This window comes from Vibrio sp. WZ-1, from assembly GCF_052037695.1.
Classification (GTDB): domain Bacteria; phylum Pseudomonadota; class Gammaproteobacteria; order Enterobacterales; family Vibrionaceae; genus Vibrio.
Map to the genome: position 1 here is coordinate 47,682 of NZ_JBQEQR010000046.1, position 17,909 is coordinate 65,590.

General features: G+C 45.4%; 13 protein-coding genes. 10 read left to right on the top strand and 3 right to left on the bottom strand.

The genetic code is table 11. The features are described from left to right. Positions 1 to 102: 102 nt before the first annotated feature. Positions 103 to 1,392, bottom strand: a complete 1,290-nt coding sequence (locus ACTS60_RS02490; RefSeq protein WP_440887005.1) for a citrate synthase — start codon at positions 1,390 to 1,392, stop codon at positions 103 to 105. A gap of 394 nt (positions 1,393 to 1,786) precedes the next feature. Here ACTS60_RS02490 and sdhC point away from each other — a divergent pair, with 394 nt between their 5' ends. From sdhC to sucD, 8 genes are all read left to right on the top strand, one after another. After that, the gene (gene sdhC / locus ACTS60_RS02495; protein WP_440887006.1) at positions 1,787 to 2,179 is read left to right on the top strand and encodes a succinate dehydrogenase cytochrome b556 subunit; all 393 of its coding nucleotides are present in this window, start codon (positions 1,787 to 1,789) and stop codon (positions 2,177 to 2,179) included. Continuing rightward, positions 2,173 to 2,517, top strand: coding sequence for a succinate dehydrogenase, hydrophobic membrane anchor protein (sdhD, locus tag ACTS60_RS02500; RefSeq protein WP_440887007.1), 345 nt, complete (start codon positions 2,173 to 2,175; stop codon positions 2,515 to 2,517). The genes sdhC and sdhD overlap by 7 nt, the downstream gene beginning before the upstream one ends. Then, positions 2,518 to 4,284 (top strand): succinate dehydrogenase flavoprotein subunit, encoded by a 1,767-nt coding sequence (sdhA, locus tag ACTS60_RS02505; RefSeq protein WP_010446832.1) that lies wholly within the window; start codon positions 2,518 to 2,520, stop codon positions 4,282 to 4,284. Positions 4,285 to 4,302: 18 nt separating this feature from the next. After that, positions 4,303 to 5,013, top strand: a complete 711-nt coding sequence (locus ACTS60_RS02510) for a succinate dehydrogenase iron-sulfur subunit (protein WP_038885285.1) — start codon at positions 4,303 to 4,305, stop codon at positions 5,011 to 5,013. Between the two features lie 92 nt (positions 5,014 to 5,105). Beyond that, positions 5,106 to 7,931, top strand: a complete 2,826-nt coding sequence (gene sucA / locus ACTS60_RS02515; protein ID WP_440887008.1) for a 2-oxoglutarate dehydrogenase E1 component — start codon at positions 5,106 to 5,108, stop codon at positions 7,929 to 7,931. Positions 7,932 to 7,959: 28 nt separating this feature from the next. Then, entirely contained in the window at positions 7,960 to 9,168 is a 1,209-nt protein-coding gene (gene odhB, locus ACTS60_RS02520; protein ID WP_440887009.1) for a 2-oxoglutarate dehydrogenase complex dihydrolipoyllysine-residue succinyltransferase, read from the top strand. A gap of 202 nt (positions 9,169 to 9,370) precedes the next feature. After that, positions 9,371 to 10,537 (top strand): ADP-forming succinate--CoA ligase subunit beta, encoded by a 1,167-nt coding sequence (gene sucC / locus ACTS60_RS02525; RefSeq protein ID WP_005426700.1) that lies wholly within the window; start codon positions 9,371 to 9,373, stop codon positions 10,535 to 10,537. Next, positions 10,537 to 11,409 carry a succinate--CoA ligase subunit alpha gene (sucD, locus tag ACTS60_RS02530; protein ID WP_005436989.1) on the top strand — a complete coding sequence of 291 codons (873 nt, stop codon included), beginning with the start codon at positions 10,537 to 10,539 and terminating at the stop codon, positions 11,407 to 11,409. Before sucC ends, sucD begins: the two co-directional genes overlap by 1 nt. A 112-nt stretch (positions 11,410 to 11,521) precedes the next feature. Here sucD and znuB read toward each other — a convergent pair whose 3' ends face one another. Together znuB and znuC are read right to left on the bottom strand one after the other, a co-directional pair. Next, on the bottom strand, positions 11,522 to 12,307 hold the full coding sequence (znuB, locus tag ACTS60_RS02535; RefSeq protein WP_411063528.1) for a zinc ABC transporter permease subunit ZnuB: 786 nt from the start codon (positions 12,305 to 12,307) through the stop codon (positions 11,522 to 11,524). Next, the gene (znuC, locus tag ACTS60_RS02540; protein WP_440887010.1) at positions 12,300 to 13,088 is read right to left on the bottom strand and encodes a zinc ABC transporter ATP-binding protein ZnuC; all 789 of its coding nucleotides are present in this window, start codon (positions 13,086 to 13,088) and stop codon (positions 12,300 to 12,302) included. Before znuC ends, znuB begins: the two co-directional genes overlap by 8 nt. 78 nt (positions 13,089 to 13,166) lie before the next feature. On the opposite strand from znuC, the gene znuA reads away from it, so the two are divergent. Together znuA and ACTS60_RS02550 are read left to right on the top strand one after the other, a co-directional pair. Beyond that, positions 13,167 to 14,042 carry a zinc ABC transporter substrate-binding protein ZnuA gene (gene znuA, locus ACTS60_RS02545; RefSeq protein WP_440887011.1) on the top strand — a complete coding sequence of 292 codons (876 nt, stop codon included), beginning with the start codon at positions 13,167 to 13,169 and terminating at the stop codon, positions 14,040 to 14,042. A 215-nt stretch (positions 14,043 to 14,257) separates the two neighbouring features. Further along, positions 14,258 to 17,653, top strand: a complete 3,396-nt coding sequence (locus ACTS60_RS02550; protein WP_440887012.1) for an AraC family transcriptional regulator — start codon at positions 14,258 to 14,260, stop codon at positions 17,651 to 17,653. The last annotated feature ends 256 nt before the right edge of the window (positions 17,654 to 17,909 follow it).

The following is a 17,909-nucleotide window of genomic DNA, read 5'->3' on the forward strand; positions in this document are numbered from 1 at the left end:
CCGAAGCGAAGTGTTCCATAGAGCGCAGCTCGTTCTCGTCTCTTCAAAAAAGAAAGGGTTGACGCTTTCACGCCAACCCTCATATTTACTCGATTCTAACGCTTACTCACGCTCGTGCAGTGGAGAAAACTCACGTTGAGTTTCACCAGTGTATAGCTGACGAGGACGACCGATTCGGTTTAGTGGGTCGCTGTGCATTTCGTTCCAGTGAGCGATCCAACCGATAGTACGAGAAATCGCGAAAATTACCGTAAACATCGATACAGGAATACCGATCGCTTTTAGGATGATACCTGAGTAGAAGTCGACATTCGGGTATAGCTTCTTAGACACGAAGTATTCGTCAGAAAGTGCAATACGCTCAAGTTCCATTGCTACGTCTAGTAGTGGATCTTTGATGTTCAGCTCTTTTAGAACTTCGTGACACGTTTCGCGCATTACTGTTGCACGTGGGTCGTAGTTCTTGTAAACACGGTGACCGAAGCCCATTAGACGGAATGGGTCATCTTTGTCTTTTGCACGCTCTACGTACTCAGGAATGTTGTCTACGCTGCCAATCTCTTCCAGCATCTTCAGACAAGCTTCATTTGCGCCACCATGTGCAGGTCCCCATAGAGAAGCAATACCTGCGGCAATACATGCGAACGGGTTTGCGCCAGAAGAACCAGCCAAACGAACTGTCGACGTTGATGCGTTTTGCTCGTGATCGGCATGAAGGGTAAAGATTTTGTCCATCGCGCGCGCAACAACAGGATTTACTTCGTACTCTTCACACGGGTTCGCAAACATCATGTGTAGGTAGTTTTCCGCATAGCTCAAATCGTTGCGAGGGTAGATAAATGGCTGGCCGATTGAGTACTTGTAACACATCGCCGCCAGTGTTGGCATTTTGGATATTAGACGGTAAGCCGCGATCTCACGGTGTTCGTCGTTATTAATATCAAGTGAATCGTGGTAGAAGGCCGCTAATGCACCAACCACACCACACATTACTGCCATAGGGTGAGCGTCGCGACGGAAGCCATGGAAGAAGCTCGCGATCTGCTCATGCACCATAGTATGGCGAGTAACGATAGTCTTGAATTGCTCGTATTGCTCACGGGTAGGGGCTTCGCCATAAAGCAGGATGTAACATACTTCCAAATAATCTGCGTTATTGGCTAATTGGTCAATTGGGTAACCGCGGTGCAAAAGAATACCTTTGCCGCCGTCGATGTACGTAATTGACGATTCACAAGATGCAGTGGCAAGAAAACCTGGGTCAAAAGTAAAATAACCATTGGCTCCCAGTTTACGAACATCAATTACAGGTGTACCTAACGTACCGTCCATAATTGGCAGTTCGATCGGCGCATGGCCTTCAACATGAAGGGTAGCTTTCTTATCCGCCATAACAATCTCCTTTGTTTATTATTTAATCCGTCCAGGATGTTTATGTGCCATTTTTGTACTGTTGTTAAAGCTTAAAGTCAATTTTTCTCCATTTTTGTGTGCACTTGTTATGATTTTTCTCATGAAAATCGTTAAAAATCTGTTCTATGTAGCATAATTTGTTACATCAATTGTATTAGAATGTTGCTAGCCGTATATTGGCACAGAAAATTTTAGTTAAATCCTTATAAATTCGGGGCTGGAAACAAAAGTGAGGTTTGTTTACGGACTCCGGTGTTAACAAAGTGTTTACAATTATCTCTAGGTTTATTGCGAGTATTTGTTAATCAAATGTTAACTTTTGCACATTTGGAAGCTGAAATTAGTTATAACAATAAATGCTCAATGGAGCTGAGTGAGCAAGCCCGTGAAAGAAAGAAAGTCAAGACCTGTTAATTTAGATTTACAGACCATTCGCTTTCCCATCACAGCAATCGCATCCATCCTACACCGAGTGTCGGGAGTGATTACGTTTGTTGCGGTGGGCATATTGCTTTGGTTACTGTCCATTTCTCTGTCATCCCCGATGGGTTTTATGGAAGCCGCTGACATCGTCGATAGCTTCTTCGTGAAATTCATTCTATGGGGAATTCTAACTGCACTTGCCTACCACATTGCTGGTGGTATTCGTCACCTACTAATGGATCTGGGTCATTTTGAAGAGCTAGAGTCCGGAGCGATGAGCGCGAAAGTTGCGTTTGGTGCGACAGCAGTATTATCACTATTGGCGGGGATCTTGGTATGGTAAAACACGTATCTTCATTCGGTCGTAATGGTGTACACGATTTCCTACTGATCCGTGCAACAGCCATCATTATGACGCTTTACACAATTTATCTGGTGGCATTTTGTGCTTTTACAGATATCTCTTACGCATCTTGGACCCAGTTCTTTGGTGGCACATTCACGAAAGTTTTCACCATGTTGGCACTTATGTCAGTGCTTATCCACGCGTGGATTGGTTTATGGCAAGTGTTAACCGATTACATTAAGTGCGCGAAACTTCGTGGTGCTCTTCAACTTGGTGTTATTGCCGTGCTATTCGGCTATGTCTTCTCTGGTCTATTTATTCTGTGGGGTGCGTAAGTGTCTATTCCAGTTCGTGAGTTTGATGCCGTAGTAATCGGCGCTGGTGGTGCAGGTATGCGCGCTGCACTACAAATTTCAGAGCAAGGCCTGTCTTGTGCTTTGCTATCTAAAGTATTCCCAACACGTTCACACACTGTTTCTGCTCAAGGTGGTATTACGGTTGCGCTAGGTAACGCGCACGAAGATCATTGGGAACAGCACATGTACGATACGGTGAAAGGTTCTGACTATATCGGTGACCAAGACGCAATCGAGTACATGTGTAAGAACGGTCCTGAATCTGTTATCGAGCTAGAGAAAATGGGTCTTCCTTTCTCTCGTTTTGATAACGGTACTATTTATCAACGCCCGTTTGGCGGCCAGTCAAAGAACTTTGGCGGCGAGCAAGCAGCGCGTACAGCGGCAGCGGCAGACCGTACTGGTCACGCACTTCTGCACACGCTTTACCAACAAAACATCAAGCACAAAACAACGGTATTCTCTGAGTGGTATGCTCTTGATATCGTTAAGAATGAAGATGGTGTTGTTCTAGGCTGTACTGCGCTATGCATGGAAACGGGTGAAGTGTGCTACTTCAAATCGAAAGCAACTATCCTAGCAACGGGTGGTGCTGGTCGTATCTACGCATCGACAACTAACGCTCACATCAACACTGGTGATGGTGTTGGTATGGCACTTCGTGCCGGTGTCCCTATGCAAGACATGGAAATGTGGCAGTTCCACCCAACGGGTATCGCTGGCGCAGGTGTTCTTGTAACAGAGGGCTGTCGTGGCGAAGGTGGTTACCTTCTAAACAAAGACGGTGAGCGATTCATGGAACGTTACGCACCAAACGCGAAAGATCTTGCTGGTCGTGATGTAGTAGCGCGTTCGATGATGATTGAAATTCGTGAAGGTCGTGGTTGTGATGGCCCTTGGGGTCCACATATTAAATTGAAACTGGATCACTTAGGGAAAGAGACACTAGAGTCTCGTTTGCCAGGCGTTTGTGAATTGTCTCGTACATTTGCGCACGTTGATCCGGTCAAAGAGCCAATCCCTGTAATTCCTACGTGCCACTATATGATGGGTGGTATTCCTACTCAAGTATCAGGTCAGGCGATTCGCCAGGACGAGAATGGCGGTGATGTTGAAGTTCAAGGTCTATTTGCTTGTGGTGAGATTGCTTCTGTATCGGTACACGGTGCAAACCGTCTAGGTGGTAACTCGCTGCTTGACCTTGTGGTATTTGGTCGTGCGACGGGCCTTCACTTGGGTGAAACTCTGCTTAAGCAAGCTGACGCGAAACCTGCAACAGAAGCTGATATTGAACGTTCACTAGAGCGTTACAACCGTTGGGAAAATAGCACTGACGGTGAAGATCCAGCGCAAATTCGCAAAGACCTACAACAGTGTATGCAAAACAACTTCTCGGTATTCCGCGAAGGTGATGCAATGGCAAAAGGTCTAGTAGAGCTGAAAGCTATCCGTGAACGTTTGAAAAACGCTCACCTTGCTGATAAGTCGACTGAGTTCAACACACAACGTATTGAGTGTCTTGAACTAGAAAACTTGATGGAAACTGCTTATGCGACGGCGGTGGCGGCTAACTACCGCACAGAAAGCCGTGGTGCGCATGCTCGTTTTGACTTCCCAGACCGTGATGATGAGCAGTGGCTATGCCACTCTATCTACAACCCAGAAACGGAAGCAATGACGAAACGTGGTGTAAACATGGAGCCAATCCATCGTGAAGCGTTTCCACCAAAAGCACGTACGTACTAAGGAAAGGAGGGTAATATTATGAAACTGAATTTCTCTTTGTACCGCTACAACCCTGATGTCGACCAAAAGCCGTACATGAAGGACTACACGCTTGAAGTGGAAGAAGGATCAGACATGATGCTTCTGGATGCCTTGATTCTATTAAAAGAGCAAGATCCTAGCATTGCGTTTCGTCGTTCATGCCGTGAAGGTGTATGTGGCTCTGATGGCCTAAACATGAACGGTAAGAATGGCCTTGCGTGTATTACGCCACTTTCAGCGCTTCAAGGCGACCAGATTGTCATCCGTCCATTACCTGGTCTACCAGTCGTACGCGATCTTATCGTTGACATGACACAGTTCTACGATAACTATGCGAAAGTTAAGCCTTTCTTGATTGATGATGGTGCTCTACCACCATCTCGTGAAAACTTACAGTCGCCAGATGAGCGTGCCCATTTAGATGGATTGTACGAATGTATTATGTGTGCATGTTGTACAACGTCTTGTCCATCATTCTGGTGGAACCCAGATAAATTTATCGGCCCTGCTGGTCTATTAGCGGCTTATCGCTGGCTAATTGATAGCCGAGATACAGCAACTGATGAACGTTTGTCCGATCTTGATGATGCATTTAGCGTTTTTCGTTGCCATGGCATCATGAATTGTGTAAGTGTTTGTCCTAAGGGGCTAAATCCAACGAAAGCCATCGGTCACATCAAGTCGATGCTAGTGAATCGTTCGATTTAATTAACAACAAAAATTGCCGCTCCACTTGGAGCGGCTCTTAATAGCTCGGCGCAGACCGAAGCAAACGTGAAAACTACTGGTTAAGGGAAAATATGCACAACGGCGTGATGAAGGCATGGCTCGAGTCTTCACACTTGGCTGGCGCCAATGCAACGTATGTAGAAGACCTCTACGAACTGTATCTAAGTGACCCCGATCTGGTAAGTGAGGAATGGAAACGTGTATTCGATGAGTTGCCTAAGAACTCAGAAGAAGTGGCTGATCAGCCGCACTCGCGTGTCCGTGACTACTTCCGACGACTCGCTCAAGAAACAAAGCATTACAGTGTCCAAGTTAGTGATCCAGATGTCGACGCTAAGCAAGTAAAAGTTCTACAGCTTATCAACGCATACCGCTTCCGCGGTCATGAAGCTGCTGAACTCGATCCTCTCGGTCTATGGCAACGTCCACCTGTGGCGGAGCTAGACCCTGCATTCCACAATCTCACCGAAGATGACTTCGCAGAAACTTTCAACGTAGGTTCTTTTGCTATTGGCCAAGAGACGATGCAGTTGAAAGACATCTACTCAGCACTGAAGAAAACCTACTGTGGTTCTATCGGTGCAGAATACATGCACATGACAGACACAGAGCAAAAGCGTTGGATCCAACAACGTTTGGAGTCTGTGGTTGGTCAGCCATCTTTCGATAAAGACGAAAAACGTACATTTCTTGAGGAGCTGACGGCTGCTGAAGGTCTTGAGCGTTACTTGGGAGCGAAATTCCCAGGTGCGAAGCGTTTCTCGCTAGAAGGTGGTGATGCACTGATTCCGATGACAAAAGAGCTTATCCGTCATGCTGGTACAAGCGGCATGCGTGAAGTGGTTATCGGTATGGCTCACCGTGGACGTTTGAACATGCTCGTTAACGTTCTTGGTAAGAAGCCTCAAGATTTGTTCGATGAGTTTGCGGGTAAGCACGATGAAACATGGGGTACGGGCGATGTTAAGTACCACCAAGGTTTCTCTGCAGACTTTGCAACGCCGGGTGGTGATGTTCACCTCGCGCTAGCCTTCAACCCATCTCACCTTGAGATTGTAAACCCAGTAGTTATTGGTTCGGTTCGTGCTCGTCAAGATCGCCTAGGGGACTTTGATGGTAGCCGCGTACTGCCTATTACTATCCACGGTGACTCTGCAATCGCAGGTCAGGGTGTGGTTGCAGAGACGTTCAACATGTCCCTCGCACGTGGTTTCTGCGTTGGCGGTACAGTTCGTATTGTTGTGAACAACCAAGTTGGTTTCACGACTTCGAACCCTCGTGATACACGTTCGACTATGTACTGTACTGATATCGCGAAAATGGTTCAGGCACCAATTTTCCACGTTAACGCTGACGATCCAGAAGCGGTTGCATTCGTAACACGCATTGCACTGGATTACCGTAATGAGTTCAAACGTGATGTTGTGATTGATTTGGTTTGTTACCGTCGTCATGGTCACAACGAAGCGGACGAGCCAAATGCGACTCAGCCGTTGATGTACCAAAAAATCAAAAAACATCCAACGCCTCGTAAGCTGTACGCTGATGTTCTGATCGACAAAAACGAATCAGATATCGAGGTGGCAACCCAGTTAGTTAATGAGTACCGTGACGCGCTTGATAAAGGTGAAGTTGTGGTGAAAGAGTGGCGTCCAATGGCACTTCACTCCGTTGACTGGTCACCATACCTTGGCCACGACTGGGATGTAGAGTGGGACAATAAATTTGATGCGACTCGCTTGAAAGAGCTTGGTCAACGTCTGATTCAATACCCAGATAGCCATAAGCTGCAAAGCCGAGTAAACAAGCTTTACAATGATCGTTCTGCAATGATCAGCGGTGAAAAGGCAATTGACTGGGGTATGGCTGAAACATTGGCATACGCGACGCTGGTTGATGATGGCAAGCGTATTCGTATCTCAGGCCAGGACTCTGGACGTGGTACTTTCTTTCACCGTCACTCTGTTCTTCATAACCAAAATGATGCGAGCACTTACATTCCGCTAGCAAACATTCATGACAAACAAGGTCCATTCCAAGTATTTGATTCTGTATTGTCAGAAGAAGCGGTATTGGCATTTGAATACGGTTACGCAACAGCAGAACCAAGTGGCTTGACCATTTGGGAAGCCCAGTTCGGTGACTTTGCAAATGGTGCACAAGTTGTTATTGACCAATTTATCTCGTCAGGTGAGCAAAAATGGGCTCGTTTGTGTGGTCTAACAATGTTGCTACCGCATGGCTATGAAGGCCAAGGCCCTGAGCACTCATCAGCGCGTCTTGAGCGTTACCTACAATTGTGTGCTGAACAGAATATGCAAGTTGTAGTGCCATCTACACCGGCACAGGTTTACCACATGATCCGTCGTCAGGTGGTGCGTCCAATGCGTCGCCCACTGATTGTTATGTCACCTAAGTCGCTACTGCGTCATCCACTTTGTACTTCAACGTTGGAAGAGTTGTCTGATGGCACGTTCCAACCAGCAATTCCAGAAACTGATAATCTGGATCCAAGCAAAGTGAAACGTGTTGTGTTCTGTTCGGGTAAGGTTTACTTCGACCTTCTAGAACAGCGTCGCAATAACGAACAAGATGATGTGGCTATTGTGCGTATCGAGCAGCTTTACCCATTCCCGATGGATGAAGTGCAAGCTGCTATCGCACAATACACGAATGTTGAAGATTTCGTTTGGTGTCAGGAAGAGCCTCAAAACCAGGGTGCTTGGTACTGTAGCCAACACAACTTCCGTGCTGCTATTCCAGCAGGCGCAGATCTTAAGTACGCAGGTCGCCCAGCTTCTGCTTCGCCAGCAGTAGGCTACATGTCGGTGCACTTGAAACAACAAAAAGCGTTGGTTGAAGACGCTCTGAACGTGAACTCAACAACTTCGAATTAAGAACTAGAAGTTAAAGGAAGAAACAGATATGACAATTGAAATTCTGGTTCCAGATCTACCTGAATCAGTTGCTGACGCAACCGTAGCGACTTGGCATAAACAACCTGGCGACGCAGTAGAGCGTGATGAAGTTCTGGTTGATATCGAAACCGATAAAGTAGTGCTTGAAGTACCAGCTCCGGAAGCCGGTGTTTTAGAAGCCATTATTGAAGAAGAAGGTGCTACAGTACTTTCGAAACAGTTAATCGCCAAGCTTAAGCCAGGTGCAGTAGCGGGCGAACCAACGACGGATTCAACAGAAGACAAAGAAGCATCTCCTGATAAGCGTCATAAAGCGACGCTAACAGAAGAAAGCAACGACGCGCTAAGCCCAGCAGTTCGTCGTCTTCTTGCTGAACACGGTCTAGAAGCTAGTCAAGTGAAAGGCTCTGGTGTTGGCGGTCGTATTACTCGTGAAGACATTGACGCTCACCTTGCAAACGCAAAAGCTGCGCCAAAAGCAGAAGCTCCAGCTGCAGTTGAAGCACCAGCCGCGGCTCGCAGCCAAAAACGTGTTCCAATGACGCGTTTACGTAAGACAGTGGCAAACCGTCTTCTAGAAGCGAAGAACAACACGGCAATGCTAACCACGTTTAACGAAGTGAACATGAAGCCAATCATGGATCTTCGTAAGCAATACAAAGACCAGTTCGAAGAGCGTCATGGTACTCGTCTTGGCTTCATGTCTTTCTATGTGAAAGCAGTAACAGAAGCACTGAAACGTTACCCAGAAGTGAACGCATCTATCGATGGTGATGACATCGTGTACCACAACTACTTCGACATCAGCATGGCGGTTTCTACGCCACGTGGTCTAGTGACTCCAGTTCTAAAAGACTGTGACACACTAGGTTTTGCTGACATCGAGAAAGGCATCAAAGAGCTAGCAATCAAAGGCCGTGACGGCAAGCTAACGGTTGATGAGTTGATGGGCGGTAACTTCACTATCACGAACGGCGGTGTGTTTGGCTCATTGATGTCTACACCAATCATCAACCCACCACAATCGGCAATTTTGGGTATGCACAAAATCCAAGAGCGTCCAATGGCGGTTGACGGCAAAGTAGAAATCTTGCCAATGATGTACTTAGCACTATCTTACGATCACCGTTTGATTGATGGTCGTGAATCAGTGGGCTTCCTAGTAACGATTAAAGAGCTACTAGAAGATCCAGCACGTCTGTTATTAGACGTTTAATATCGCTAAAACGTCGAGTTGTCCTTGATAGCTCGACGTCCACGATATCCAAGGCTAGACTGGCTCAGCGTCTGGCCTTCACTTGAACTGCGCCCGATAAATACATAAGCAGTTGATTTGAGAAGACCCTACAGACGCACCGCATGAAGTGGTGTTATGGAAATAATAAATCCCTTGAGGGATAAACAAACGGAATATCAAAATGAATTTGCATGAATACCAAGCCAAACAGCTGTTTGCAGAATTCGGTTTGCCTGTACCGGAAGGCTACGCATGTGATACGCCACAAGAAGCTTTCGAAGCAGCGGGTCGCATCACTACTGAAAAGAAAGTTGTAAAATGTCAGGTTCACGCTGGTGGCCGCGGTAAAGCGGGCGGTGTTGAGCTACACGATACAAAAGATGGCGTAAAAGAATTCGCACAAAAATGGCTAGGTAAGAACTTGGTGACTTACCAAACAGACGCAAATGGTCAGCCTGTTACTAAAATCCTTGTAGAAGAAGCGTCTAACATTGCCAACGAACTTTACCTTGGTGCGGTTGTTGACCGTGCAACTCGTAAGATCGTTTTCATGGCTTCGACTGAAGGTGGTGTGGAAATCGAAAAAGTTGCGGAAGAAACGCCGGAGCTAATCCACAAAGCAGCTATCGATCCACTAGTAGGCCCGCAAGCTTACCAAGGTCGTGAGCTTGCTTTCAAACTTGGTCTTGAAGGTGACCAAATCAAACAATTCGTTAAGATCTTTATGGGTCTTGGCACTATGTTCTCTCAGTACGACCTAGCGCTACTAGAGATCAACCCACTAGTTATTACTGGCGAAGGCAACCTGCTGTGTCTTGACGGTAAGATCAACATCGACTCAAACGCACTGTACCGTCAGCCTAAGCTTCGTGAAATGCACGATCCTTCACAAGAAGATGAGCGTGAAGCACACGCCGCTCAGTGGGAACTGAACTACGTAGCGCTAGACGGTAACGTTGGCTGTATGGTTAACGGTGCGGGCCTAGCGATGGGTACAATGGACATCGTAAACTTACACGGTGGCAAGCCTGCGAACTTCCTAGATGTAGGTGGTGGTGCGACAAAAGAGCGTGTAGCAGAAGCATTTAAAATCATCCTATCTGATGACAACGTGAAAGCCGTTCTAGTAAACATCTTTGGCGGTATCGTTCGTTGTGACATGATCGCTGAAGGCATCATTGGTGCAGTGAAAGAAGTTGGTGTAACGGTACCTGTTGTTGTTCGTCTAGAAGGTACTAACGCAGACCTAGGTCGTGAAGTTCTTGCTAATTCTGATGTTGATATCATTGCTGCTGAGTCGCTAACAGATGCTGCTCAGAAAGTTGTTGCTGCTGCGGAGGCTAAATAATGTCTGTACTAATTAACAAAGACACTAAAGTAATCTGTCAGGGCTTCACTGGTGGTCAAGGTACTTTCCACTCAGAGCAGGCAATTGCTTACGGTACACAAATGGTTGGTGGTGTATCTCCAGGTAAAGGTGGTCAAACTCACCTTGGTCTTCCAGTATTCAACACAGTACGTGAAGCAGTAGAAGTAACTGGCGCAACAGCAACAGTTATCTACGTTCCTGCACCATTCTGTAAAGATGCAATCTTAGAAGCGATCGACGCAGGTATCGAGCTTATCGTAACGATCACTGAAGGTATCCCAACAACAGATATGATCGACGTAAAAGTGAAGCTAGAAGAAACTGGAGTTCGCATGATCGGTCCTAACTGTCCGGGCGTTATCACGCCTGATGAGTGTAAGATTGGCATCATGCCTGGTCACATCCACAAGAAAGGTAAAGTGGGCATCGTTTCTCGCTCAGGCACACTAACGTACGAAGCGGTTAAACAAACGACTGACGAAGGCTTTGGCCAGTCAACGTGTGTTGGTATCGGTGGTGACCCAATCCCAGGTTCAAACTTCATCGATATCCTGAAGCTTTTCCAAGAAGACCCTGAAACAGAAGCAATCGTAATGATTGGTGAAATCGGTGGTACTGCGGAAGAGGAAGCTGCGGCTTACATCAAAGAAAACGTAACGAAGCCAGTGGTTTCTTACATTGCGGGTGTTACTGCTCCTCCTGGTAAGCGTATGGGTCACGCAGGTGCTATCATCTCTGGTGGTAAAGGTACTGCAGAAGACAAATTCGCAGCACTAGAAGCCGCTGGCGTTAAGACTGTGAAATCTCTAGCTGAGATTGGTAAAGGTCTACGTGAAGTGACGGGTTGGTAATCAACCAAACCACTGTATAAGCATTAAAAAGCCTGCGATTTCGCAGGCTTTTCTTTTTCTGGTCCATCTTGATTTGCGTCTCAAGCATGGTTTTTTCTAACACTCAGTGCGATTATGCTTTGCGGCTAATGAGTTGGCTAAGCATGAATAAGAATGTTGCACTGATTACGACAGAGGGACCCGCTGGAGTATCGAAATGCCAAGATAGGCTCAGACCCATCAGCACCGCGATCGAACCGATAATCGAAGCAAACAGTGCCATTTGTTCTGGCGAAGAAGAAACTTTACGCGCAGTTGCGGCTGGGATGATCAATAGCGACGTCATGATCAATGCACCAACAAATTTCATTCCGACTGCAATCACCACACCTACCATAAGCATCAGTACTAGACGCACTAAATCGGTGTTCACTCCTTCAACAGCAGCAAGCTCTTCGCTCACTGTGCTGGATAGTAATGGGCGCCAGAACAGGTACAAACAAGCGCTGACTGCGACAACACCAGCATAGATGAACATCAGATCTTGAGGTGATACCGCCAATAGGTCACCAAACAAGTAGCTCATTAGATCGACACGAACGTTGTCTAAGAAACTCACCGACACTAAACCGATAGATAGAGCACTGTGCGCTAAGATGCCCAGCAAAGTATCTGTTGCGACAAGCTGTTGCTTTTGAAGTGTCACTAGCAGTACCGCTAAAGCGAGACAGCAAACAAGCAGCGCAAGGTATAGATTTATATCTAGTAGGAAGCCAAGTGCTAACCCCATCAAAGACGCATGTGCAAGCGTATCACCGAAGTAAGCCATTTTGCGCCATACCACGAATGAGCCAAGTGGGCCTGCGATGATTGCGATACCAATACCGGCCAGTATTGAAGGCAATAAAAACTCAATCATGATGATGGTGTCCGTGAGAATGGTTTGAACAAGATGTCGCGTCACCAGTCACTGGTGATCCAGCCAAGTCGTGATGATGGTGTTCATGGTCGTGATGGTAAAATGCTAAAGACTCACGAGCGGCGTTACCAAATAACGCAATATAAGAAGGGTGTTGAGTAATGGTTGCTGGTGAACCTGAACAGCACACATGGTGATGTAAGCAAATTACATCATCAGTTTTTGCCATGACTAAATGCAGGTCATGCGAAACCATAAATACACCACAATCAAAGCGATGGCGAATGCTCTCTATCAGATCATATAAGTCGATTTGACCTTGTACGTCCACACCTTGAGCCGGCTCATCCAGCACTAATAACTCTGGTCGCTGCAGGAGCGCACGGGCAAGCAGTACACGTTGATTCTCACCACCAGAAAGACGGTGCATGTTGCTTGCGATGAGGTGTTCAGCACCGACAAGCTTTAATGCATCGAGACATTCTTGCTTACTGTATTTTCCTGCTAAGTTTAAGAAGCGGATAACCGTTAGTGGCAAGGAATCATTGAGTTTTAGCTTTTGAGGAACGTAGCCGATTTTCAGTTTACGTTGTCTAGTTAGCTTGCCACTAGTTGGCTTCTGGAGACCTAAGATGACTTTAACTAACGTCGACTTTCCCGCTCCGTTGGGACCAATTAGGGTAGTTATCTTGCCCTTTTCTAATTCCATAGTGATATTATCGAGAACTCTGCGTTCGTCAAACTCGACGCACAACTGTTCAAGACGGACTAGTGAAGACATGAATGAAACTCATTTGCAAATCAATAATGTTATAATGTAACATTATCTCACTTTCCACGCCATATCCCAAGAAAAACTATGAAAAGAGCCATCATTCTTGCTATTTCTACGCTGTTAACTGTGCCTGCTCATGCGGTAACGGTGTTAACCAGTATTAAGCCGATCCAAATGATCGCCACAGAGTTGACGGAAGGAGTCGCAACGCCAGAAGTGCTGCTGCAGTCAAATGCATCACCACATGACTATGCACTTCGTCCATCAGATGTAAAGAAAGTTGCTTCTGCCGACCTTGTTATTTGGTTTGGCCATGATTTAGAGCCATTTTTAGAAAAGTTAGTGACCGATAAAGGCCACACATTAACTCTAAGTAAGATTCCCAACTTATCACTTCGTGAGTTTGGTAGTGAGCATAATCATGATCACGATGGACATGATCATGGTACGCATGACCCTCATTTTTGGTTAGGCATTGATACAGTTCAGCAAGTTGCTACTGCCATTACGCTGAAGCTTGTAGATGTCGACCCTGATAACGCGGATGCCTACGCAGCAAACTTAAAGAAATTTGAAACACAGTTAAAAGCAACTGATTTGCAGATCAAGGCGCAGTTAAAATCAGTAAAAGATAAAGGCTATTTTGTGTTCCATGATGCTTATGGTTACTTCGAAGAGCGCTATGAACTGAATCAACTGGGACATTTTACGGTTTCTCCTGATCGCAAACCCGGTGCTAAAACACTTATTCATATTCGTAAAACCTTGAGCACAGGTGACGTGGCGTGTGTTTTCTCGGAGCCTCAATTCACTCCTGCGGTTATTGAAAGTGTCATGCGAGGTAACGATGTGAAAGCTGGAGTCCTCGATCCGTTGGGGACCGAGATCGAAGTAAAGTCAGGCAGTTATTTCACTTTCCTGAAAGGGATGTCGAACAGTTTTGCTCAGTGTTTGAATTAAAATTGGTCGATTTTAGCTGCAACGAAAATAGAAATACGCTTACTTACGTGATCCAGCAGTAAGATTTGACACCAATCACGAGTCGAAACTTTTATCGTATGGGAATTGATATATGATTATCATAATTAGCGCTTCGAAATAACAACACTTTAAGCCTAACAATGGATTGTTGAAAGGTATATGAAGCGCAATATTATGTTATTAAGGGTTTCGACTTGCTCCGTACTATCACCCAATTATGGTTGGGTATTTTTCTTTCCTTTCCAGTACTTGCGCTTGATAGTGCTAGTGCAATTTTCTACCCATTACCGACTCAGATAAAGGGTACGTTCATTGCTGCCCAACATCTTTTCGCTGGAGAACAGGGTGGTTTGTGGATTCATGACGTTCATGGTCGAGTGCTTTTTTATGATGGCAGCAACCTTCAGCCAAAGTCTGGCAGTTTGCTTGATTTTTCCGTAGATCAAGTTGCCTATGTTGATGGCGCGTTTTGGACGTTTTTCAACAATGAAGTCTATCGGACGAAGCCAAATCAAGAACGGAAGCTAATCTTTAGTTTGAATCCAGGTGCCCAAATTAGAAAAATTGGTGCATCGGGCGACTATATATGGGTTAGTGATGGTTCACAGTTTTACACTTACCATGTCGCTCAGGATAAGTTAGAGACGTACTCATTACTCCAGCTATATCAACATAGCAACAACAGTCATGTTTATATTAATGACGCAATCTTCGTAAAAACGCGCTGGGTTTTAGCGACGAACTCAGGGGCATACTTATCTGAAGGGAAACGATTTAATCATATTGTTTCTTCTAAAAAGCACTTCATTGAAAAAGTCTACTATTCACCAACAAGGCGTGAGATCGTCATCGGCTCGCTTAAAGGAGCGTTGGTGTTCAGTCTAGAAAATGCAGAACGACCAATTGTAAGAATTGGTGATTCACATGTATTGGCAATAGCAGAAACGAATCAAGAGTACTGGATTGGCACCGAGCATGGGCTCTTCGTTCATTCATTTTTATCTGGTGAGACTTCTAAGGTAACCGCTGCCAGTTTCCAAGAGCTCGATTTGAGTCAAAGTAAAATCTACTCATTGCTGAATGACAATATGGGTGGTATGTGGATCGCGACAAATCGTGGTATTCGTTATTACTCGACGTTTAGCAAGAAGTTTGAGCGAATAACTTTTGGTAGTGGGAATCGAATTACAGATCTCAACAAAATTGAGCAAACTTACACAGGGCCGAAGAATCAGTTGTGGTTATCGGATGACCGAAATGTGTACCTACGCAGTAACGCGAACACCAAGCTTATGATTCAGACAAAGGATAAGATTGCACAGTTTGCGATAAGGGAGCAGCAGGTTTGGCTAGCAACCAGTAATGGTCTTCAAGTTTATGATTTAAAGAGACAAAAGTGGATTGAACTTCCATATCTAAGGGCGTTGGCGGGGGCACCAATTGAGCACATCATTGCTACTGATGATGGCAAAATCTGGCTTGCCCGCGGGAGAAGTCTTTTCTACATCGACCCTAGTGAGCACTTGTTACGTAACTTAGGCGATGATTGGCTCGTTGCACAATACCTTCCAGCGAAAATAACCCGATTATTTGCTTCTGGATCCCAACTGATCGTTGGTACTGACCATGGTTATTATCAGTATGATGGCGAAAAAATACGATTTAATCATTTTTCGGCAAATTATGGTGAGGTACTTGATATTGTCGAATCAACCGATGGGGCATATTGGTTTGCCTCAGCCTACGGTGTCTTCAAAACGCAGTTGCGCAGCAATGAGCAAATATCAATGGCATTAAGCATTGATAACGCTCGTCCGGCATGTATGTTAGCCGATTCTGAAGGGGTCTGGCTTTCATCATCAGTAGGTTTAAGCTATTACCGATTATCCGGTGAGTTAGTTAAGCACTTTTCTTCAGCTTCTGGGTTAATCAACAATGAGTTCACGTCGGGGGTTTGTAATCAACTTTCTCACCCTGAAGATAGCCATAAAACATTAGTATTTGGTTCAAAATATGGTTTGGTTACGGCTGACTCCACGACCCTACTTGTATCTAAATCTCCTGAATCCAAGGTGATTATTAGCCGAGTGTCTTCGGAAAGTGGCGTGATTCAAGTTGGTGGCGGGGAACTGCGTGACACTTACATCCCATTTGGATCTTCGGTGAGCTTCTTATTCGGTGTGATGCCAAAGCCCGGTAATCAAGTACTTCACTTTAGGCTCAATACATATGATGAGTGGCAAGCGCTAGAAGGTGGACAATTAAACTTAGAACATTTGAGTTCTGGTCACTACACACTTCAAGTGAGCAGTGGAGAGCAAGTTATACGTGGTCAGGTGGGAGCAGAGTTTGAATTTACTGTTTTAGAGCCTTGGTATCGTACGTCATTTGCTATTTTCAGTTTTGTAGTGACACTGTTGTTTGTGTTTGGTGCTGTAGGTTACTGGCGATCACGTTATGTCCTTCAACATAATAAAGAGTTGGCGGCGCAAGTAACATTAAAAACCAACCAGCTTCGCCACCAAAGTCGGGTATTGCTCTCGAGTAATCAACAATTACGTAAGCAAATCCAAGTGAGGAACCTGCTCGTTGATCACGTTGCAAGCTCCATAAAAACAAGTGTCGATGTGTTTGCTAAATTTGTGCCTGATGATTGTGATGAATCAACACAAGATCATCTGAAGAAGGCTTATTGGCAGCTCAATGAATTAAAAATTGCACCTGTAGAGAATACAGGGGATGCCCAGAGTTACGATTTGAATCAAATCACTTGCTCAGTAATTGACGTGTGGCGGGAAGACTTCAAAAAAGCAGGCTTGGAGTTAGAGTTTCAGGATATTAATAGTCACAGTAGGGTGGTGCTGGAGAGCTTTAACCTTGATGTGATCTTTAATACCGTTTTTGCCAATATTATTAAACGTTCCTATCGAGGCCAGTCTGTCAGAGTTTCAATTGATGAAGATCAGCAGCATATCACGTTAACCATGTTGGATTTTGGTAATCAACTCCCTTCTAAGTTGACGTTTGGCAAGCCTGTGGCAATGAACCAGGTGGACCTGAGTATCGAACAGTTACCCACTTTGGTTGAAGCCAGTGGAGGGAAATTGTCGATCATAAGCTCTGACACGCAGAACAAGTTCGACATTACGTGGCCTAAAGTTCATTTAACGGATGAGCAGCTTGAGCATGTTATCAGGGATAGCTTCGAAGGCGTGTTAGAGCCGACTAGGCAAGAGCCAGTTAAGATGTCACCAGAACAAGAGTGGCTCAACAAAGTTTATCAGCTAGTGAGTGACAATTTCTCCGACGCTGAGTTTGGTACTGCCTCTGCTGCAAAATTGTTGTTTATGTCAGAAAGAAGCTTACAACGACGTTTTAAATCAGCGTCATCTCGTACTTTTAAAGATTATCTTACCGAAGTTCGCTTAGAAACAGCATGCGAGCAGCTCTTAGCTGGCGAGAAAATTAGCGAGGTCGCGTTTAATTGTGGCTTTAACGACCCTTCTTATTTTAGTCAGAAGTTTAGACTGCATTTTGGACTGCCGCCGTCCAAGTTCGCAACGACTCAAGAGAGCCAAACAAACCTATAGCTCTTAATTCGATATGACTTAGCCCAGCCTTAGCGCTGGGCTTTTTTACGCTTATCGTGCGAGCTGCTTATAGAACAAAGCAAACTAAATGTTGGTTTGTTGGTTATCTGCTTTAATTTCTACGAGATACGAGATACGAGATACGAGATACGAGATACGAGATACGAGATACGAGATACGAGATACGAGATACGAGATACGAGATACGAGATACGAGATACGAGATACGAGATACGAGATACGAGATACGAGATAC